The organism is Frigoribacterium sp. Leaf186 (assembly GCF_001423905.1).
Classification (GTDB): domain Bacteria; phylum Actinomycetota; class Actinomycetes; order Actinomycetales; family Microbacteriaceae; genus Frigoribacterium.
In genome coordinates, this window is record NZ_LMPQ01000001.1 from 577,043 (window position 1) to 596,361 (window position 19,319).

The 19,319-nt window shown below is 69.6% G+C and carries 19 protein-coding genes and 1 pseudogene; 1 reads left to right on the forward strand and 19 read right to left on the reverse strand.

Features of this window, described 5'->3' with window-relative positions; translation table 11 throughout:
* The 4 genes and pseudogenes from ASG05_RS15685 to ASG05_RS02660 all read right to left on the reverse strand — a co-directional run.
* Window positions 1-961, reverse strand: a pseudogene (locus ASG05_RS15685) (fibronectin type III domain-containing protein); the annotation flags it as partial.
* Window positions 961-2,382: a serine/threonine-protein kinase gene (locus ASG05_RS02650; protein WP_056258301.1), complete on the reverse strand. Its 1,422-nt coding sequence runs from the start codon at window positions 2,380-2,382 to the stop codon at window positions 961-963. The gene ASG05_RS02650 and the pseudogene ASG05_RS15685, both read right to left, overlap by 1 nt.
* 172 nt (window positions 2,383-2,554) lie before the next feature.
* Window positions 2,555-3,352 carry a PP2C family serine/threonine-protein phosphatase gene (locus ASG05_RS02655; protein ID WP_082486255.1) on the reverse strand — a complete coding sequence of 266 codons (798 nt, stop codon included), beginning with the start codon at window positions 3,350-3,352 and terminating at the stop codon, window positions 2,555-2,557.
* Window positions 3,349-3,759, reverse strand: a complete 411-nt coding sequence (locus ASG05_RS02660; RefSeq protein ID WP_235491362.1) for an FHA domain-containing protein — start codon at window positions 3,757-3,759, stop codon at window positions 3,349-3,351. Before ASG05_RS02660 ends, ASG05_RS02655 begins: the two co-directional genes overlap by 4 nt.
* A 328-nt stretch (window positions 3,760-4,087) precedes the next feature.
* On the opposite strand from ASG05_RS02660, the gene ASG05_RS02665 reads away from it, so the two are divergent.
* Entirely contained in the window at window positions 4,088-4,648 is a 561-nt protein-coding gene (locus tag ASG05_RS02665) for a methylated-DNA--[protein]-cysteine S-methyltransferase (protein WP_082486425.1), read from the forward strand.
* A 64-nt stretch (window positions 4,649-4,712) separates the two neighbouring features.
* Here ASG05_RS02665 and ASG05_RS02670 read toward each other — a convergent pair whose 3' ends face one another.
* The 15 genes from ASG05_RS02670 to rho form a co-directional block, all read right to left on the reverse strand.
* The gene (locus tag ASG05_RS02670) at window positions 4,713-5,468 is read right to left on the reverse strand and encodes a YaaA family protein (RefSeq protein ID WP_056256997.1); all 756 of its coding nucleotides are present in this window, start codon (window positions 5,466-5,468) and stop codon (window positions 4,713-4,715) included.
* Window positions 5,469-5,496: 28 nt separating this feature from the next.
* Window positions 5,497-5,757 carry a F0F1 ATP synthase subunit epsilon gene (locus ASG05_RS02675; RefSeq protein WP_056256999.1) on the reverse strand — a complete coding sequence of 87 codons (261 nt, stop codon included), beginning with the start codon at window positions 5,755-5,757 and terminating at the stop codon, window positions 5,497-5,499.
* 2 nt (window positions 5,758-5,759) lie between these two features.
* Window positions 5,760-7,220 carry a F0F1 ATP synthase subunit beta gene (gene atpD, locus ASG05_RS02680; RefSeq protein ID WP_056257001.1) on the reverse strand — a complete coding sequence of 487 codons (1,461 nt, stop codon included), beginning with the start codon at window positions 7,218-7,220 and terminating at the stop codon, window positions 5,760-5,762.
* A 41-nt stretch (window positions 7,221-7,261) separates the two neighbouring features.
* On the reverse strand, window positions 7,262-8,161 hold the full coding sequence (locus tag ASG05_RS02685; protein WP_043594511.1) for a F0F1 ATP synthase subunit gamma: 900 nt from the start codon (window positions 8,159-8,161) through the stop codon (window positions 7,262-7,264).
* 44 nt (window positions 8,162-8,205) lie between these two features.
* Window positions 8,206-9,843: a F0F1 ATP synthase subunit alpha gene (atpA, locus tag ASG05_RS02690; protein WP_056257002.1), complete on the reverse strand. Its 1,638-nt coding sequence runs from the start codon at window positions 9,841-9,843 to the stop codon at window positions 8,206-8,208.
* Between the two features lie 59 nt (window positions 9,844-9,902).
* Window positions 9,903-10,697 (reverse strand): F0F1 ATP synthase subunit delta, encoded by a 795-nt coding sequence (locus ASG05_RS02695; protein WP_056257005.1) that lies wholly within the window; start codon window positions 10,695-10,697, stop codon window positions 9,903-9,905.
* A gap of 2 nt (window positions 10,698-10,699) precedes the next feature.
* Complete coding sequence (locus ASG05_RS02700; protein WP_056257006.1) at window positions 10,700-11,260, reverse strand: F0F1 ATP synthase subunit B; 561 nt, start codon at window positions 11,258-11,260, stop codon at window positions 10,700-10,702.
* Between the two features lie 20 nt (window positions 11,261-11,280).
* Window positions 11,281-11,514 (reverse strand): ATP synthase F0 subunit C, encoded by a 234-nt coding sequence (gene atpE / locus ASG05_RS02705; RefSeq protein ID WP_043594505.1) that lies wholly within the window; start codon window positions 11,512-11,514, stop codon window positions 11,281-11,283.
* 54 nt (window positions 11,515-11,568) lie between these two features.
* Window positions 11,569-12,375, reverse strand: coding sequence for a F0F1 ATP synthase subunit A (gene atpB / locus ASG05_RS02710; protein ID WP_056257009.1), 807 nt, complete (start codon window positions 12,373-12,375; stop codon window positions 11,569-11,571).
* A 183-nt stretch (window positions 12,376-12,558) separates the two neighbouring features.
* Entirely contained in the window at window positions 12,559-12,984 is a 426-nt protein-coding gene (locus tag ASG05_RS02715; protein WP_056257013.1) for a hypothetical protein, read from the reverse strand.
* Window positions 12,981-14,261, reverse strand: coding sequence for an MraY family glycosyltransferase (locus ASG05_RS02720; RefSeq protein WP_056257014.1), 1,281 nt, complete (start codon window positions 14,259-14,261; stop codon window positions 12,981-12,983). Before ASG05_RS02720 ends, ASG05_RS02715 begins: the two co-directional genes overlap by 4 nt.
* The gene (locus ASG05_RS02725; RefSeq protein WP_056257017.1) at window positions 14,258-14,935 is read right to left on the reverse strand and encodes an L-threonylcarbamoyladenylate synthase; all 678 of its coding nucleotides are present in this window, start codon (window positions 14,933-14,935) and stop codon (window positions 14,258-14,260) included. The genes ASG05_RS02720 and ASG05_RS02725 overlap by 4 nt, the downstream gene beginning before the upstream one ends.
* Window positions 14,936-14,974: 39 nt before the next feature.
* The gene (gene prmC, locus ASG05_RS02730; protein ID WP_056257021.1) at window positions 14,975-15,865 is read right to left on the reverse strand and encodes a peptide chain release factor N(5)-glutamine methyltransferase; all 891 of its coding nucleotides are present in this window, start codon (window positions 15,863-15,865) and stop codon (window positions 14,975-14,977) included.
* Window positions 15,862-16,944, reverse strand: a complete 1,083-nt coding sequence (gene prfA, locus ASG05_RS02735) for a peptide chain release factor 1 (protein ID WP_056257024.1) — start codon at window positions 16,942-16,944, stop codon at window positions 15,862-15,864. The genes prmC and prfA overlap by 4 nt, the downstream gene beginning before the upstream one ends.
* Window positions 16,945-16,946: 2 nt before the next feature.
* Entirely contained in the window at window positions 16,947-19,235 is a 2,289-nt protein-coding gene (gene rho, locus ASG05_RS02740) for a transcription termination factor Rho (RefSeq protein WP_235491405.1), read from the reverse strand.
* Window positions 19,236-19,319: the final 84 nt, after the last annotated feature.

The following is a 19,319-nucleotide window of genomic DNA, read 5'->3' on the forward strand; positions in this document are numbered from 1 at the left end:
CGAGGGGAAGGACTCCCCCGCGCGCCGACGCGCAGTCGCTCCAGGCCGAGCCACCCGCCCAGGCGGCGTAGCGACAATCGTCGACGAGGACGGGGCGAGTGGGCTTGCCGTCGCGACCGTCGACCACCTCGGTGACCGTGTCACCGTCGAACGAGACGGACAACAGCCCCGTGGACGTCGCCACCAACACGCCGTCGCCCGTGTCGGACCCGGTCTGCAAGGCGACTCCGCCCGAGGCACGACCGGACAGGTCGACCTGACGGCCGTCCACGACGAGGGCCCCGGCAGCGGTGTCGAGGACCGCCCAGTGGTCGCCGACCGAGGCGACCTGGTACCCCGCGGACGTGGCAGCCGGCACGTCGTGGGTCTCGGCGACGTCGGGCGAGACCGTCCCGTCGAAGACGGACACCTCACCGGTGTCGGTCGAGTAGGTCGCCACGGTGCCCCCCGGCGTGACGCTGGTGACCAGGCCCTTGCCGAGGCTCAGGTCGGGGTCGACCTCGTTGCTGAAGGACGACAGCTCGGCCAGGGGTTGGCTCCACACCTCACCCGTGCCCTGCGACACGACGAGCGCGCGGTCACCGGCCAGCCAGACCTCGGGCGATTCCGGCGGCAACGGCACGCTCTCGGCGATCTCGGCCGTCGCCGTGTCGACGACGCCGACCGTGGCGTTGCCTCGGTCGACGAGCAGGACGTCCTGGCCCCGCTGGGCGACCGAGATGTCGGCACCGCTGCTGCGGACCGCCGAGTTCAACTGGAGCACGTCGGTGTTCGCCCGCCCGATCGCCGCCCGATCGCCGTTGGCCACCCACACCGTGCCGTCGGACAGGTCGAGCCGCTGGGCCTCGTAGCCGGAGCTGGCCACGGCGACGGTGGTCACGAGCGTGGTCACCACGAGCACGCCGACGCCCGTCGCGACCGCCGACCGCCGTCGCGAGGCCCAGTCGAGCAGACGCCCCATCAGCCCTGGCCCGCCGTCGCGCAGTTCTCGTTGCTGGCCGGCCCGGTCGAGCCACCGCGACTGACCGTGACGGTGATACAGACCTCGTCACCGGGGTCGGCGGGCGTGGCGACGAAGCGGTCGGCGGACTGCTGGCTCGTCTGCCCCCCGGTCGAGATCACGTAGGTGTCGCCCGCTCGGAGGCCGGGGTCGCTCCAGGTGAACACGACGGAGGATCCGTCGCTCGACGACGCGACGTCGGCCACCCGTGGGATCTCGGTCGACGTCGACCGGACGAGCACCAGGGTCGCCGTGGCGGCGAGGCCGATGCCCACGACCGAGGCCGCCACGAGCGACCAGAAGACGACGAGCATGGCGCGGTTCCGCGTCGGCCGGGTGCCGGTGCTGCGGGGCACGGCCCGGCTCTGCTGCAGCGAGGCGCCGTGCTGCGCCTGGACCTGGGCCTCGGTGGCACGACGGCGACGACGTCGACGCGAGGCCTGCACGGGGGTGACGCCGCGGAGGCGCGTCTTGTCCTCGAGGTCGGCGACGGTGGCGAGGGCCCAGTCGTCGACGGCGACCTCGATGGGCGTCTGCGCGACGCCGAGCTCGCTCTCGACCTGCTGGAGTTCACGCACGAACTCGAGGACGCTGGCCTGACGCTGTTCGGGACGCCGGGACATCGATCGCGCGAGCAGGCGCTCGAGCGTCGGCGGGACGTCCGTCCGGCCGGTGGGCACGAGCTTCGCCTTGTCGATGCGGCCGATCAGGTCGGACGCGCCGTTCTTGTCGCCACCCAGCACCTCGAACGGACTGCGTCCCGCGAGCAAGGAGTACACGGTCGCACCGAGCGACCACACCTCGGACTCGATCGTGCCGTTGGTCTCGTCGAGGAGCACCTCGGGCGCCGACCACGGGATCGACATGCCCACGACCTCTTGCGGTTCGCTCTCGCTGAGGGATGCCGCGATGCCGAAGTCGGACAGGACGGGGTGGCCGTAGGCCGTCATCAGGATGTTCGACGGCTTGAGGTCGCGGTGCAGCACACCCTGACGGTGCGCGGTCTCGACCGCGCTGCCGATCTTGACCCCGATGCGCAACACGTCGGCGACCGGGATGCGGTCGCGACGGTACCGCTCGCTGAGGGACGACGAGCAGAGCTCCATCACGAGGTACGGCTGTCCGTCGGCCGAGACGCTCGCCTGGAACACCGTGAGGATCGACGGGTGCGCGCTGAGCTGGGCCATGAGGTTCGCCTCGGCCTGGAACATCTGCCGGACCTGGTCGTTGACGACCTCGCTCAGCATGACCTTGACGGCGACCTGGCGACGCGGCATGTTCTGCTCGTAGAGGAAGACGTCGGCGAAGCCACCCGACCCCAGGACGCGGACGTGTGAGAAACCCGGCAGCACGGGCGGCGCGGACGGCAGTCGTCGGGCCACGTCGCCTCCTCGGGCATCGGTGCGGGTCGGCTCGGCAGAGCCGGTCGGCGTCGGTCCGACCGAAGTCATTCTAAGCGGGGGGCACCGACGCCCGAGAGGCCCGCCCGCTCGTCTGTGGACAGGCCGTGTCCCCCCATTCCGGGGGACGAGGCGTCCTGACCGACGTGAGCGGCTAGTCGGCGTGCGACGTCGAGCCGCCACGCACGTCGACGACGACGGCCGTCACGTTGTCACGGCCGCCCGCCTCGACGGCGGCCTCGACGAGTGCCGTGGCGGCCGGTTCGGCTCCCTCGACGCTCGCGAGCAGGTCGGCGATCCGCGCGGCGGACAGCTCTTTCGTAAGGCCGTCCGAGCAGACCAGGAGGCGCAGGCCCGGTCGGGCCGGCAGGCGCCAGTAGTCGGGCCGCGGGTCGACGTCGAAGCCGACCGCCCGCGTGATGACGTTGCTGTCGGGGTGCTTCTCGGCGTCGTCCGCGTGCAGGAGGCCGGCGTCCACCATCTCTTGGACGACCGAGTGGTCGACCGTGACCTGCCGCAGTCGGCCGTCCTCGAACAGGTAGACCCGCGAGTCACCGACGTTGAAGACCGTGAACTCGACGTCGCCCTCGTCGCCGTCCCGCGAGAGGAACGCACCGGTCGCCGTCGTCCCGACCCCCAGCTCGGTGTCGGCCGCGGCCACGGCGATGTCCGCGGTGGCGACGCGCAACGCCGTCTCGACGTCGTCCGTGGTGGCGAAGGGCCGTGAGGCGATCTCGCTCATGCGTCGGACGACGGCGTCGCTCGCGACGTCACCCGCACTGTGCCCGCCCATGCCGTCCGCCACGACGAAGAGGGGCGACTCGGCGAGGTAGCTGTCCTCGTTGTGCGCGCGGCGACGACCGACGTCGGTCACCCCCGCCCAGTCGAGGGTCAGGCCGAGGTCGTCGAGGCCGAGGGCGTGGGCGGTCGTGGGGCGGCCGAGCTCTGTCACAGGAGGGGTTCTTTCGTCGGGATGATGCGCTGGGGAGGCAGGATCTCGAGAAGGTTCCCGTCACCTACGTCAACTATCGTGCCTGCGCGCGCCACGAGCGACTCGCCTTGCCGCAGACTCACGGGAACCCGCCCCGGCTCGGTCACGCGCGTGCCGTTCGTCGAGCGCAGGTCGGTGACGACCACGGTCTCGCCGTGCTGACGCACCTCGACGTGGGACCCCGAGACCTCGTGGCTCGACGACGGCACCTCGACGAGACGAGGGGTGACGCCGGCGACCACCCGAGGTGCGGTCGGCCTGCGTCCCACCACGACGGGAACGTCGAGGAGCAGGTCGCGACCGCCGACGCGGACCCCGTGGAGGCGCGGTGCCGGACGACCGGACCCGTCGGGCTGCGTCGCTGGCACGGTCCGACCCGGCGCGCGGAGGACCGTGTCCTCGTCGTCGGGTGTCACCGTGGAGCCCCGCGGAGGGACGACCACCGTGTCCTCGACGCCGTGGACTTCGTGCCATGGGTCACGCGGTCGTTCGGTGGGCATGTCGCTCCTCTCACCGGCGTCCGGCACTCACACCGACAGCCACGACCTCCACGCTACCGCCCCGTCCGAGGCGAGCCCCGGACGGGCCGAGGGCTCGGTCATCGTGTCCTCCCCAACCGCGCAGACCAGACGACTTGTCCACAACCTCGAGGTCGGCCGGGGGTCCGACACCTCCCGAGCGTCCTACCGTGACGCCATGACCGACCTCGTCCTCGTGCCCCCGCTGCCACCGGGCCCGGCGGCCGACGACGAGCCGCCGGGGCTGGTGCGGTTCGACTCCCCCGTCGGACGCATCGAGATCGTCAGCCGCCACTTCGCGGTCGAGGCCCTGGCGATCGAACACCGCGGAGTCCTGCCCCACGATCACCTGCCCGAACGTCCCGACAGCCTGCTCGACGCCGCCCGACGACAGGTGGACGGGTACTTCAACGGGGTTCGCACCCGGTTCGACCTGCCGTTGCGGCTCGTCGGGTCGAGCTTCCAACGGTCGGTCTGGTCGGCGCTGCTCGAGGTCGAATGGGGCTCGGCCACGACGTACGGCCGACTGGGGGGCACCTTCGGCAACCCCCGGGCGGGCCGTGCCGTGGGCGGGGCGGTCGCCGCCAACCCGCTGCCCCTGCTCGTCCCGTGTCACCGCGTCCTGGGCAGGACGGGCGGGGTCACCGGCTACACCGTGGGTTCGGGCGTCGAGACGAAGAAGTGGTTGCTCCGTCACGAGGGCATCGCGTTCCGCGACGGCCCCGTCCCCCTCGACTGATCATCCGGCGTCGACCGTGTGCCGGTGACCGGCGCGACCGCGACGTCGTCAGGCTGCGGCGACGTCAGGCGGCGGCGTCGAGGACCGACTCGGCCACGAGGACGGTCTCGGCGCCCGGTTCGATCACGAAGCCCCGCCCGCGGGCCCAGTCTGTCAGGTCGCCGACGTCCGACAACTCGGGCCGATCCGTCACGAGCGCCCGGACGACCAGGCCCTTGGTCTTCTTGTTGAAGTGGTTCAGGGCGCGACGCCGGTCGCCGACGTCCGAGACGACCCGCACGTACGTCGACCCCTCACCGGCGGGCCCGAGGCCGACGTAGCCCTCGGACCGGAGGTCGACGACGGGCTCGTCGAGCTCGGTCAGCACCTGCGACACCGACGAGCGCCACACCTTCTTCAGGGTCGTGCCCGCGACCCTCGAATCGTGCGACAGCCGATAGGCCGGGATCTCGTCGGCTGCTCGGACCAAGCCGAACAGGGCGGAGTGCACGGCGACGTGTCGGTGCGCCCACCGCCACGAGTCGTCGTCGAGGCTCGACACGGCGAGTGAATCGTAGAGGACGCCGGTGTAGCGGGCCAGTGCCGGCATCGTCGGTGACGACGACACGATCCGGTTGCGCACGATCTCGTGAGCTTGCGTCGGCCCGAGCTTGAGCGCCCGGGCTGCGACCGCCTCGTCACGCGACAACTCGTCGAGCAGTGCCAAGGAGGCGCGGCGCGGCACCTCGAGGGCCTCGAACGAAAGACTCGTCACGTCGAGTCGTGAACCGACGCTGCCCCCGTCGAGCTTCGTCTCGGACGGGGGCAGCAGGAACAGCATGGATCTGGGCGGTGCGAACGGATCGTGGTCAGTTGAGCTGCGCGTTGCGCGCGACGACCGTCACGGTGTCGTTCTCGACGGAGAGGAATCCGTCGTCGGCGGTCGCCTCGACGGTGCTGCCGTCGGACAACCGGACCCTGACCTGGCCCGAGGCCAGGATCGCCAGGATCGGCTCGTGGCCGGGGAGGATTCCGATCTCACCCTCGGCGGTGCGAGCGACGATCGACGACGCCTCGCCCGACCACACCTCGTGGTCGGCCGAGACGACGCTGACAGTGAGAGCAGCCACGATCAGCCGTTCTCCTTCTGGATCTGAGCCCACTTCTCTTCGACGTCCGAGATGGAGCCGACGTTGAAGAACGCCTGCGTGGCGACGTGGTCGAACTCGCCGTCGGCGATGGCCGTGAACGACTCGATGGTGTCCTTCAGGGGGACGGTCGAGCCCTCGACGCCGGTGAACTTCTTCGCCATGTAGGTGTTCTGCGACAGGAACTGCTGGATGCGACGTGCGCGCGACACGGTGATCTTGTCCTCTTCGGACAGTTCGTCGACACCGAGGATGGCGATGATCTCTTGCAGTTCTTTGTTCTTCTGCAGGATCGCCTTCACCCGGATGGCGGTGTCGTAGTGCGCCTGGCCCAGGTAACGGGGGTCGAGGATGCGGCTCGTCGAGGTCAGCGGGTCGATCGCGGGGTAGAGACCCTGCGACGCGATCTCGCGAGACAGCTCGGTGGTCGCGTCGAGGTGCGCGAACGTCGTTGCAGGCGCCGGGTCGGTGTAGTCGTCGGCCGGCACGTAGATCGCCTGCAGGGACGTGATCGAGTGACCACGCGTCGAGGTGATGCGCTCCTGGAGGACGCCCATCTCGTCGGCGAGGTTCGGCTGGTAACCCACGGCCGAGGGCATGCGCCCGAGCAGCGTGGAGACCTCGGAACCGGCCTGCGTGAAGCGGAAGATGTTGTCGATGAAGAGCAACACGTCCTGCTTCTGCACGTCGCGGAAGTACTCGGCCATGGTGAGGGCCGAGAGCGCGACGCGAAGACGGGTTCCCGGCGGCTCGTCCATCTGGCCGAAGACCAAGGCGGTCTTGTCGAAGACTCCCGCCTCGTCCATCTCGGCGATGAGGTCATTGCCCTCACGGGTGCGCTCACCGACACCGGCGAACACCGACACACCACCGTGGTCCTGCGCGACGCGCTGGATCATCTCCTGGATGAGGACCGTCTTGCCGACGCCGGCTCCACCGAACAGACCGATCTTGCCACCCTGCACGTACGGCGTGAGCAGGTCGATGGACTTGATGCCGGTCTCGAACAGCTGGGTCTTGGACTCGAGCTGGTCGAACTTCGGGGGCTTGCGGTGGATCGGCCACCGCTCGGTGATCTCGACCGTCTCGTCGCCCTCGAGGTTGAGGATCTCACCCGTGACGCTGAAGACCTTGCCCTTGGTCACGTCACCGACGGGCACCGAGATGGGTGCGCCGGTGTCGATGACCTCTTGACCACGGACGATGCCGTCGGTGGGCTTGAGGGCGATGGCACGGACGAGGTCGTCACCGAGGTGCTGGGCGACCTCGAGCGTGATCTGCGTGGTCGTCTCACCGATGGTGATCTTGGTGGTCAGCGCGTTGTAGACGCCGGGGATGGCATCGTGCGGGAACTCGATGTCGACGACGGGGCCCGTGACCCGGGCGATGCGCCCGACGCCGGGAGCCGACTCGGTCGCGACCGGTGCGGTTGCGGTGTCAGTCATGGCTTCTCTCTCTTCGGATGATGATGCTGTGGTGCAGAGCTCTACTTGGCCGACCCGAGGGCGTCTGCGCCGCCCACGATCTCGGAGATCTGCTGCGTGATCTCTGCCTGACGCGCGTTGTTCGCGAGGCGAGTGAAGTCGCGGATTAGGGTGTCGGCGTTGTCGCTGGCAGCCTTCATGGCCTTCTGGCGGGCGGCGTGCTCGGAGGCGGCCGACTGCAGCATGGCGTTGAAGATCCGGCTCTCGATGTAGACGGGCAGCAACGCGTCGAGCACCTCGGTCGGATCGGGCTCGAAGTCGTACAGCGGAAGGACCTCGTCCTCGCCGGGCTCCTCGATGCCTTCGACGACCTCGAGCGGCAGCAGGCGGACGACCTCGGGAACCTGGCTGACCATGTTCACGAAGCGGTTGTAGACGATGTGGATCTCGTCCACGCCGCCCTCGGCCGCCTCGGTGAGGAACTTCGACACGACCGCGTCGCCGATCTCTTTCGCGGTGGCGAACTCGGGCTGGTCGGTGTTGCCCGTCCAGACCTGCTCGGCGTCGCGACGACGGAAGGCGAAGTACCCCTGGGCCTTGCGACCCACCAGGTAGTAGACGACCTCTTTGCCCTGACTGCGCAGCAGCTGTGCCAGCTGCTCGCTCTCTTTCAGCGTGTTCGAGCTGAACGCACCGTTCAGACCACGGTCGGACGTGAACACGACGATCGCGGCACGCTCGACCGTCTCGGGCTCGGTGGTCAGCACGTGGTCGACGTCCGAGAACGTCGCCACGGCCGACACCGCCCGGGTGATGGCCCGCGAGTACGGCCCGGAAGCCTTCATCCGGGCCTGCGCCTTCTGGATGCGCGAGGCCGAGATGAGCTCCATCGCGCGAGTGACCTTCTTGGTCGTCTGCGCAGAGCGGATCCTCTGCCGGTAGACCCGGAGTTGGGCTCCCATTACTCTCCTGTTGTCTCGTCAGTCGTGAACGTCGAACGGGCGCGTCAGCGCTTCGTCTTGACGATCTTCTCCTGGTTGACGTCGTCGGCGTCGGTGGCCGTGAACTCCTCGCGTCCGACCGAGGCGAGCGGCTTGCCCTCACCGGTCTGGAACTCCTGCTTGAACGAGTCGATGCCGCTCTCGAGGGCCGCGACGATCTCGTCGGTCAGGACGTTCTTCTCGCGCAGGTCGGACAGCACCGACGTGTTGCGACCCATGTAGTCGAGCAGCTCACGCTCGAAGCGCAGGATGTCGGGCACGGGGACCTCGTCGAGCTTGCCGTTGGTGCCGGCCCAGATCGAGACGACCTGGTCCTCGACGGGGTACGGCGAGTACTGCGGCTGCTTCAGCAGCTCGGTGAGGCGCGCACCGCGGGCCAGTTGACGACGGCTCGCCGCGTCGAGGTCGGACGCGAACATCGCGAAGGCCTCGAGCGAGCGGTACTGGGCCAGCTCGAGCTTGAGCGTGCCGGAGACCTTCTTGATCGACTTGACCTGGGCGTCACCACCGACGCGCGACACCGAGATGCCGACGTCGACCGCGGGACGCTGGTTGGCGTTGAACAGGTCGGACTGCAGGAAGATCTGACCGTCGGTGATCGAGATGACGTTCGTCGGGATGTACGCCGAGACGTCGTTGGCCTTGGTCTCGATGATGGGCAGACCCGTCATCGACCCGGCGCCGAGCTCGTCGGACAGCTTCGCGCAACGCTCGAGCAGACGCGAGTGCAGGTAGAACACGTCGCCCGGGTAGGCCTCGCGTCCCGGCGGACGACGCAGCAGCAGCGAGACGGCACGGTAGGCCTCGGCCTGCTTCGACAGGTCGTCGAAGATGATGAGGACGTGCTTGCCGCTGTACATCCAGTGCTGGCCGATGGCCGAGCCCGTGTAGGGAGCGAGGTACTTGAAGCCGGCGGGGTCGGACGCCGGAGCCGCGACGATCGTCGTGTACTCCATGGCGCCGGCCTCTTCGAGGGCACCCTTCACCGAGGCGATGGTGGAGCCCTTCTGACCGATGGCGACGTAGATGCAGCGGACCTGCTTGTTCGTGTCGCCGGACTCCCAGTTGGCCTTCTGGTTGATGATCGTGTCGATCGCGATGGCCGTCTTGCCGGTCTGGCGGTCACCGATGATGAGCTGACGCTGGCCACGGCCGACGGGGATCATGGCGTCGATGGCCTTGATGCCGGTCTGCATCGGCTCGTGGACCGATTTGCGCTGCATGACGCCGGGCGCCTGCAGCTCGAGGGCACGACGGCCCTCGGTCGCGATCTCGCCGAGGCCGTCGATCGGCGCACCGAGCGGGTCGACGACCCGACCGAGGTAGCCGTCGCCGACGGGGACCGAGAGGACCTCACCCGTGCGGGTGACCTCCATGCCTTCTTCGATGCCCGAGAACTCGCCGAGCACGATGGCGCCGATCTCGTCCTCGTCGAGGTTCTGGGCCAGGCCCTGCGTGCCGTCCGCGAAGCGGATGAGCTCGTTGGCCATGACGCCGGGGAGTCCCTCGACGTGGGCGATGCCGTCGGCCGCGTCCGTGACGTGGCCGACCTCGGTGGTCGAGGCCTTCGAGGGCTCGTACGACGAGACGAAGTCCTTCAGTGCGTCGCGAATCTCATCCGGGCTGATCTTGATGTCTGCCATTGTGATTCCTATTCGTAGCGAGGCTTCGGGAGGCCTCGAGTCTGTGTGTGAGAGCGTGACTAGCCGGCGAGTTGCAGGCGGAGCAGGCTGAGCTTGGTCGCGACGGTGCCGTCGATGACCTCGTCGCCGACCTGGACGCGGAGACCGCCGACGACGGCGGGGTCGATGACCTGGTTGATGCGCAGGCTACGCCCGAACTGCCTGGCCAAGCCGTGCTCCAGGCGCGTGACGTGGGCCTCGTCGAGGACGACGGCGCTCGTGACGGTGGCGACGAGCTGGTCGGACTGGTCGGCGACGATCACGGCCGCGTGCCGCAGCAGTTCTCCGATGCGACGGCCGCGGGGCTGTCGGACCAGGTGCATGACGATGGTGACCGTCTGCCGACTGGCCTTGCCGCCGAGCAGTCGTTCGACGAGCCCGGCCTTGGCGGCCGGGTCACCGAGCTTGGAACCGATGGCCAGTTCGAGCTGCGCGTCGGTGCGGACGGCCGCGTCGAAGGCGAAGAGCTCGTTCTCGATGCCGCTGTCGGCAGGGGCGGTCGAGGCGATCGCCCGGAAGGCGACCTCTTCGATGCCGGCGAGCAGGTCGTCGGACGACGACCAGCGGCTGCCGACGACCGACACGAGCAACGCTCGCGCCGGTTCGGAGAACGACCCGAAGAGCCGGTCGAGCAGCTGCTTCTTCGTCGCGACGTCGACGGCGGGGTCGGCGAGGTACGACTGCAGCTGGACGGAGCCGCCGACGACCCGGCCGGCGTCGAGCAGTTGCTCGCCCGTCGTCAGGTCGACGGACTCGCCGAGGTCGGTCAGGACCGCCCGCGCCGAGCCGAGTGCTTCTCGGGACATGGAACCCATCGTCAGTTGCCCGCCTTAGCGTTCTCGTTCGCCTCGAGGTCGGCCAGGAAGCGGTTGACGACGGCCGACGCCTTGGCGTCGTCGCTGAGCGATTCGCCGATGACGCCCGACGCGAGGTCGATGGCGAGCGACCCGACCTCGGACCGCAGCGACGCCACGGCGGCCTCGCGTTCGGCCTCGATCTGGGCGTGGGCGGACGCGGTGATGCGGTCGGCATCGGCCTGCGCCTGCTGCTTCAGCTCGGCGATGATCTCGTTGCCCTCGGCACGGGCGGCCTCACGGATGCGGGCGGCCTCGGCACGGGCGTCGGCCAGCTGCTTCTTGTATTCGTCGAGGGCCTTGGCCGCTTCGGCCTGGGCGGCCTCGGCGTGCTTGATGCCACCTTCGATGCGCTCGGCACGCTCGTCGAGGATCTTGCGGAACCTGGGGATCGCGAAGAGCCCGAAGAACGCAGCGATGACCACGAAGACGACCAAGGACCAGAGGATGTCGTAATCAGCGGGGAAGAAGATGGCGGCGCCTTCGGGCGCACCACCCTCGGCCGCGAGGATCGTCTCGATCATCGGTGTGTCGTCCTAACTGATCAGGAGAAGATGAAGCCGGCGGCGAGGCCGATGAAGCCCAGCAGCTCGGTGAACGCGATGCCGAGGAACATCGTGACCTGGAGGCGGCCGGCCAGCTCGGGTTGACGAGCCATGGCCTCGACGGTCTTGCCCGCGACGATGCCGATACCGATGCCGGGGCCGATCGCTGCGAGGCCGTAGCCCACGGTCGCGATGTTGCCGTTGATCTCAGCGAGGATCGTGGTGGTGTCCACTTGTGTTTCCTTCCGGTTGGGCGATGCTCGTCGGATGACGTGCGTCGTCTGTATTTAGTGTTCTGTCGCCGCGGCCTGTTGGATGTAGACCGAGGCGAGGAGCGTGAAGACGTAGGCCTGCAGCACGGCGACGGCCATCTCGACGATGGTCATCACGAAGCCACCGATGAGGGTGAGCGCACCAAAGGCCATGAAGCCCCCGCTCATGCTGAAGAAGAAGAAGTGCGTCGCCGCGAAGCAGAGCACCAGCAGGAGGTGGCCGACCATCATGTTCAACAGCAGTCGCAATGCCAGCGAGATGGGGCGCACGATGAAGATGTTGATGAACTCGATGGGCGTCAGCAGGATGTACATCACCAACGGCACACCGGGCGGGAAGAGCGCGTTGCGCAGGAACGTCGCCCCGCCGGCCTCTCGGAAGCCCGCGTAGATGAACATGACGTACGCGACGACCGCCAGCAGCAGCGGCATGGCGATGACCGAGGTGCCCGCGATGTTGAGGCCCGGGATGATGCCCGTGATGTTCATGGCGAAGATGCCGAAGAACATGGCCGCGAGGATCGGAAGGTACTTGCGGCCGAGCTTCTCGCCGAGGATCTCTTCGACGATCTGGATGCGGACGAAGTCGAGGCCCAGTTCGGCGATGCTCTGCCCTCGGGACGGGATGAGCCGCCCCTTGCGCAGGGCCAGCCAGAACAGCAGCAGCATGACGGCGATCGCGAAGAGGCGGACCAGCATGATGCGGTTCAGCTCGAAGGGAGTGCCCTCGAAGAAGATGGCGGGAGGGAAGAACTCGTCAAGAGTCGGGGCGTGGAATCCCCCGTCCCCGTGGCCGGCTTCGGCAGCGGAGAGCAGGTTCACAGCGTTCGCTATCAGCGCTATCTCCTGTGTCGGGGCGAGCACCCTGAAGTGTCGCGACGATTGGTGGGGTTTGTCATCCGTGCACGCTGGAGACGCGGCCGGGGAACGTCGTCAACCCTATCAAGGTAATGCTTGCTTCCACGAATCGGTCGAGCTATTTTCACCCTCTGCACGCATCGCCCGTCAGTCGGTCGGCGCGGGGGGCAAGGTCGCGTCGCTCACGTACGACAACCGGCCTCGGACGACCACGAGGGCGTCCACCGCGAGCGTGCCGATGATCGACACGACGAGCGCGAGGAAGAGCACGACGTCGTCGACGAAGGGCTGGTCGCGCAGCAGGACGAGCAGCACGATGAAGATGACCAGCTTGAGCAGCCACGCGCCCATCACGATGCCGAAGAAGGCCCCCAGGGTGAAGCGGATGGCGACGAGCATGCTCGCGGCCGTGATCGCGGCGAAGAGGATGGCGAGCCCCACGCCGACGAGGGCGCTCCAGAGGCCGTCGGTGCCGGCGAACAGGTAGCCGAGCCCCCCGCCGACCACGGCGATGACGAGGGCGAGCAGGCCCGTGTACTTGAGGATCTGCGTGAAGATCGAGCTGGCGTTCATGGGTGGTCCTTCGGGTTCGTCAGTTCGGGCACCACGGCCTGGGCCGCGGTGTCGGTGTCGTGCGGGTCGAGGGCGACCGCGGCGGCGTCGAGCGGGTCGAACCGGCCGGACGAGGTCGTCGACAGCTCACCGGTGGGGGTGGTCTGGACGGCGATCTCGACCTTCTTTCGACGGCTCAACGGCGAGAGGGTCGCGGCGGTGCAGGCGACGAGTCCGACCCCGAGGAAGACGGCGACGAGGTAGGTCGGGTCGACGAACAGGAACATGAGCCCGCCCACGGCGGCGACGAGCGTCCACGCGTAGAAGATCAGGACGGCCTGGAAGTGGGAGTGCCCCATGTCGAGCAGACGGTGGTGCAGGTGCTTGCGGTCGGCCGTGAAAGGCGACTTGCCGGCACTGAGCCGCCGCAGGACGGCCAGGCCGAAGTCGAGCAGCGGGACGATCAGGATCGCGAACGGCAGCACGATCGGGATGAACGCCGGCAGGAGCGCCGTCCGTGAGATGCCCGCCGGGTCGATCTGACCCGTCACCGAGATCGCGCTCGTGGCCATGACGAGGCCGGTCAGCAGGGCGCCGGCGTCGCCCATGAAGAGCTTCGCCGGGTGCCAGTTCAGGGGCAGGAACCCCAGGCACGCCCCGATCAGCACGGCGGACAACAGGGCTGCGAGGTTGAAGTACTCGGTCTGGCCGATGGTGATCGAGATGACGAAGCTGTAGACGAAGAACACGCCGTTGGCGATGATCGCGACCCCGGCGACGAGACCGTCCAGGCCGTCGATGAAGTTGACGGCGTTCATCACCAGGACGATGGTGAGCACCGTCAGCACGAGGGACATGTAGGGCGACCCGATGGCGAGGCTGCCCCCGATGGGCAGGGAGACGAGCTGCACGCCCTGCCAGGCCAACACCCCGGCGGCGATGATCTGCCCGGCCAGCTTGGTCATCCAGTCGAGGTCGTAGAGGTCGTCGATGACGCCGATCACGACGATGATCGTCGCGGCCCCGATGATGGCGAGGGGCGGCCCCGGGTCGGCGAAGACCAGGCGGAAGTAGTCGACCCCCGAGATCAGCGGGAAGACGAACCACGCCGCCAGCAGGGCGACGACGATGCCGGCCCACATCGCGATGCCGCCGAGGCGGGGCGTGGGGGTCTGGTGGACGTCGCGCTCACGGATCTTCGGGTAGAGACGGTACTTGAGGCCCACCCGCCAGACGACCACGGACAGCACGAAGCTGACCGCTGCCGAGATCGCCAGCGCGAGCAGGTAGTACCTCACGCGAGGGCGTCGGCCCCGACGACGCGGATGACGTCGGCGTCGGAGAGGACGCCGTGCCGCACGATGCGGAGGACGCCGTCGGCGCCCGCCGTCGCGTCGACGATGGTCGAACCCGTGTTGGCCCCGGCCCTGTGCTCGTACGAGGTGCCCGCGGCGCCGTCGTCGAGGTACACCGACACCGAGTCGCCGAGCATGCGTCGCGCGTCGCCTGCCGACTCGGCGGCCGGCCGACCGGTGAGGTTGGCGCTCGACACGGCGAGGGGCCCGGTCTCTTCGAGCAGCTCGAGGGCGATGCGGTGGCTCGGCACCCGGAGCGCGACGGTGCCCCGGGTCTCGCCGAGGTCCCAGCTGAGCGAGGCCTGCGCACGGAAGATCACCGTGAGGGGCCCGGGCCAGAACTCGTCGAGCAGCGGACGGACCACCTCGGGCACGCGGTCGGTGAGTGCGGCGAGGGTCTCTTGCCCCTTGATCAGCACCGGCGGCGGCGACTGACGGCCGCGCCCCTTGGCGTCGAGCAGTCGTTGGACGGCGGTCGGGTCGAACGCGTCCGCCGCGACGCCGTAGACGGTGTCGGTGGGCAGCACGACGAGCTCACCCCGCCCGATGGCACCGCGCGCCATGCGCATGCCGGCGAGCAGTTCGGAGTCGACGGAGCAGTCGTGAAAAGTGGCCATGACCTGACGATGATAGTGCGACGGACCGGGAGAACCGGTTCAGCGCACCGCCGTGGTGGCCCGGTCGCGACCGGTGAGGTCGGGGTGCGTGGCCGGGGACCGCCAGCCGTCGGCCGTCAGGAGGTCGCGGATCGCGCCTCCTTGGAGTTCGCCGTGCTCGATCACGAGGGCTCCCCCGGGCCGCAGCAGGCGCCGGGCCGTCAGGGACAGCGCCCGCACCAGGTCGAGGCCGTCATCGCCGCCGTAGAGGGCCAGAGCCGGATCGTGCAGGCGCACCTCGGGGTCGCGCGGGACCATGCCCGTGGGCACGTAGGGCGGGTTCGAGACCACGACCGACACGAGACCGTCGAGTTCGGGCAGCGCGTCGGCGAGGTCGCCCTCGACCAGTCGCAGGTTGTCGACCCCCACGGCCGCGATGTTGCGGCGTGTCCAGACGGCCGCCTCGGCGGAGAGCTCGACCGCGACGACCGACGCCGTCGGCACCTCGGACGCCATCGCCAACGCGAGGGCACCGCTGCCGGTGCCGAGATCGACCGCCAGGGGCGACGCCTCGGGCACGGCCCGGAGGGCGTCGATCGCCAGCTGGGCGACGCCCTCGGTCTCGGGCCGGGGCACGAAGACCCCCGGCCCGACGTGCAGCTCGAGGTGGCGGAAGGACGCCCGCCCCGTGATGTGCTGCAGGGGCTCGCGGGAGGCGCGGCGCGCGACCGCGGTGACCAGCGCCTCCTGCTCGTCGGCGGTGAGCGGAGCCGAGGTGACGGCCCGCGCGCGGACCACCCCTCGGCCGAGGCCCGTCACGTGGGCGAGGAGGAGCTCGGCGTCGACCTCGGGCGACGGCACGCCCGCACCCTCGAGGACGGTCGACGCCACCCGGAGGGCACCGTCGACCGTCGTCACGCCCTCGAAGGCCGAGGCGGCGGCGTCGCTCACGACGAGGTGTCGCCGATCTCGGCGAGACGAGCCTCTTCGTCGGCCTGGATGCACGACTCGACCACCGGGTCGAGTGCGCCGTCCATCACGGCGTCGAGGTTGTAGGCCTTGTAGCCGGTGCGGTGGTCGGCGATGCGGTTCTCGGGGAAGTTGTAGGTGCGGATGCGCTCCGACCGGTCCATGCCCCGGATCTGGCTCTTGCGGGCGTCCGACGCGATGGCCGCCTGCTCTTCTTGCCGACGGGCGAGGATGCGCGCCCGGAGGACGCGCATGCCGGCCTCGCGGTTCTGCAGCTGGCTCTTCTCGTTCTGCATGGCCACGACGATGCCCGTGGGCAGGTGGGTGATGCGGACGGCGGAGTCGGTCGTGTTGACCGACTGACCACCGGGGCCGCTCGACCGGTACACGTCGATCTTGAGGTCGTTCTGGTTGATGTCGACCTCTTCGGGCTCGTCGACCTCGGGGAACACGAGCACGCCCGTGGTCGAGGTGTGGATGCGACCCTGCGACTCGGTCGCCGGCACCCGCTGCACGCGGTGCACCCCGCCCTCGTACTTGAGGTGCGCCCAGACGCCCTGCGAGGGGTCGGACGCGTTCGACTTGAGCGCCACCTGCACGTTCTTGTAGCCGCCGAGGTCGGAGTCGTCGCTCGCGATCATCTCGGACTTCCAGCCCTTCGACTCGGCGTAGTGCAGGTACATGCGCAGCAGGTCCGCCGCGAAGAGGGCGCTCTCGGCACCGCCCTCGCCGCCCTTGATCTCCATGATGACGTCGCGCCCGTCGTCGGGGTCGCGCGGGATCAGGAGGCGCCTCAGGCGTTCCTGGGACTCGTCGAGCGCCTGCTCGAGGGCGGGCACCTCGTCGGCGAACGCCTCGTCCTCCTTCGCGAGCTCGCGGGCTGCCTCGAGGTCTTCGCCCGCCTGCTGCCACGCCGAGTGCGCAGCCACGATTCGGCTGAGCTCGGCGTAGCGGCGGTTGATCTTCTTGGCGCGCGCGGCGTCGGCGTGGACGGCGGGGTCGCTGAGCTGCGTCTGCAGGTCGTCGTGCTCGGACAGCAGCACGGCCACCGACTCGAACACGCTCAGTGCTCCTTGTGGCCCGAGTCGTGTCCGTTCGAGGCGGGGACCGACTTCTGGACCTGGACGAGGAACTCGACGTTCGACTGCGTCTCGCGCAGGTTGCGCAGGACGATCTCGAGTGCCTGCTGCTGGTCGAGCCCGGCGAGGGCACGGCGCAGGCGCCAGGTGATCTTGACCTCGTCGGGGCTGAGCAGCATCTCTTCGCGACGCGTGCCCGAGGCGTTGACGTCGACGGCGGGGAAGATGCGCTTGTCGGCCAGGTGGCGCGACAGGCGGAGCTCCATGTTGCCGGTGCCCTTGAACTCCTCGAAGATCACCTCGTCCATCTTCGAACCGGTCTCGACGAGGGCGGTCGCGAGGATGGTCAACGAGCCACCGTTCTCGATGTTGCGCGCGGCCCCGAAGAAGCGCTTCGGCGGGTACAGCGCCGACGAGTCGACGCCGCCGGAGAGGACGCGACCCGACGCGGGGGCGGCCAGGTTGTAGGCCCGACCGAGGCGCGTGATCGAGTCGAGGAGCACGACGACGTCGTGGCCCAGTTCGACCAGGCGCTTCGCCCGCTCGATGGCGAGCTCGGCGACGGTCGTGTGGTCTTCGGCGGGGCGGTCGAAGGTCGAGGCGATGACCTCGCCCTTGACGGTGCGCTGCATGTCGGTGACCTCTTCGGGCCGCTCGTCGACGAGCACGACCATGAGGTGCACCTCGGGGTTGTTCACCGCGATGGCGTTCGCGATGGACTGCAGCACGAGGGTCTTGCCGGCCTTGGGCGGCGAGACGATGAGACCACGCTGGCCCTTGCCGATCGGCGACACGAGGTCGATGATGCGGGTCGAGAGCTTCTGCGGCTCGGTCTCGAGACGGAGGCGCTCCTGCGGGTAGAGCGGGGTCAGCTTGCTGAACTCCACGCGCTTCGCGGCCTCGTCGACGGGCTGGCCGTTGATCGAGTCGATCTTGACGATGGCGTTGTACTTCTGGCGCCCCTGGCCCTGGTCGCCCTCGCGCGGCTGGCGGATGGCACCGACGACGGCGTCACCCTTGCGCAGGTGGTACTTCTTGACCTGGCCGAGCGAGACGTAGACGTCGCTCGCCCCGGGCAGGTAGCCCGTGGTGCGGACGAAGGCGTAGTTCTCGAGGACGTCGAGGATGCCGGCGACGGGGATGAGCACGTCGTCCTCGCCGATCTCGGGCTCGAGGTCGTCGTTCTGGGCCCCACGGCCACGCTTGCGGTCGCGCTGACGACCACGACCCTGACGGCCGCCCTCGTCGACCTGGGCGCCGGACTGCGGGCCCGTGCCGGACTGCTCGCCGCGGGCGGCGTCGTTCTTCTCACCGGCGGCACGCTGGGCCTGCTGCTCGGCCTTCTGGTCGGCGCGCTGCTGACCGTTCTGCTGGCCGCCGTTCTGCTGGCCGCCGTTCTGCTGGCCGCCGTTCTGCTGCGGGGCGTTCTGCGAGGCGTCGGCCCTCTGGCCGCCGTTCTGCTGGCCGTTCTGCTCGGCCTGGCCCTGCTGCGAGCCGCCCTTGCCGCGGTTGCGGTTGCGGCTGCGACGGCCGCCACCCTGCTGGCCACCGTTCTGCTGGTCGGCGCCCTGCTGGTCGCCCTGACCCTGGTCGCCGCGGCCCTGCTGGTCGGCGGCGCCGTCGTCGCCGGACGCCGAGGCGTCGGCCTCGGTCGTGGCGGCCTCGGTCGTGGCGGGCTGGGCGGCGGCGCCCTCGGTCGTCGTCTCGGTGGAGGCGGTCGCGTCGGCGGCCGGGGCGTCGGCGGACGAGCCGGGCTGGGCGGCGTCGGCGGCGACCGACGCGTCGGAGGCGCGGCGCGAGCCCCGACGGCGCGACGGACGCTCAGCCGGAGCGTCCTGCTCGGTGGCGGGCTGCTCGGTGGACTGCACCGGTGCGGCCGGTGCGTCGACGACGACGGCCTCGGTGGCGGGCACCTCGACGAGGGGTGCGACGCCCGTCTCGCCGGCGTTCACGTGGTCGCCGGCACCGCGGGACTCGGGAGCCCCCGCGGCGGACGTGGCACGACGCGAGCCGCGACGGGCCCGGGTCGGCGCCTCGGCGGGCTCGGTCACCTCGGTCGCGGGGGCCTCGGTGCCCTCGGCGACGGTGGTCTCGACGGACGCCGGCACGCCGGCGTCGACGACACCGTCGAGCGTCGGCTGGGGGGCGACCTCGGCGGCGGCCCCCTCGCCCTGCTTCGCCGCGATGGCGGCGACGAGGTCGCCCTTGCGCAGCTTCGAGATGCCGCTGATGCCGAGCGACGAGGCGAGGGCCTGCAGCTGGGGCAGGCGCATGGCGGTGAGTTCGGGCGTGGACGGCGCAGCGGCGCCGTTCTGGACGTCAGTCACGAGTGATGGGTTCCTTTCGCTCCCCCGCGT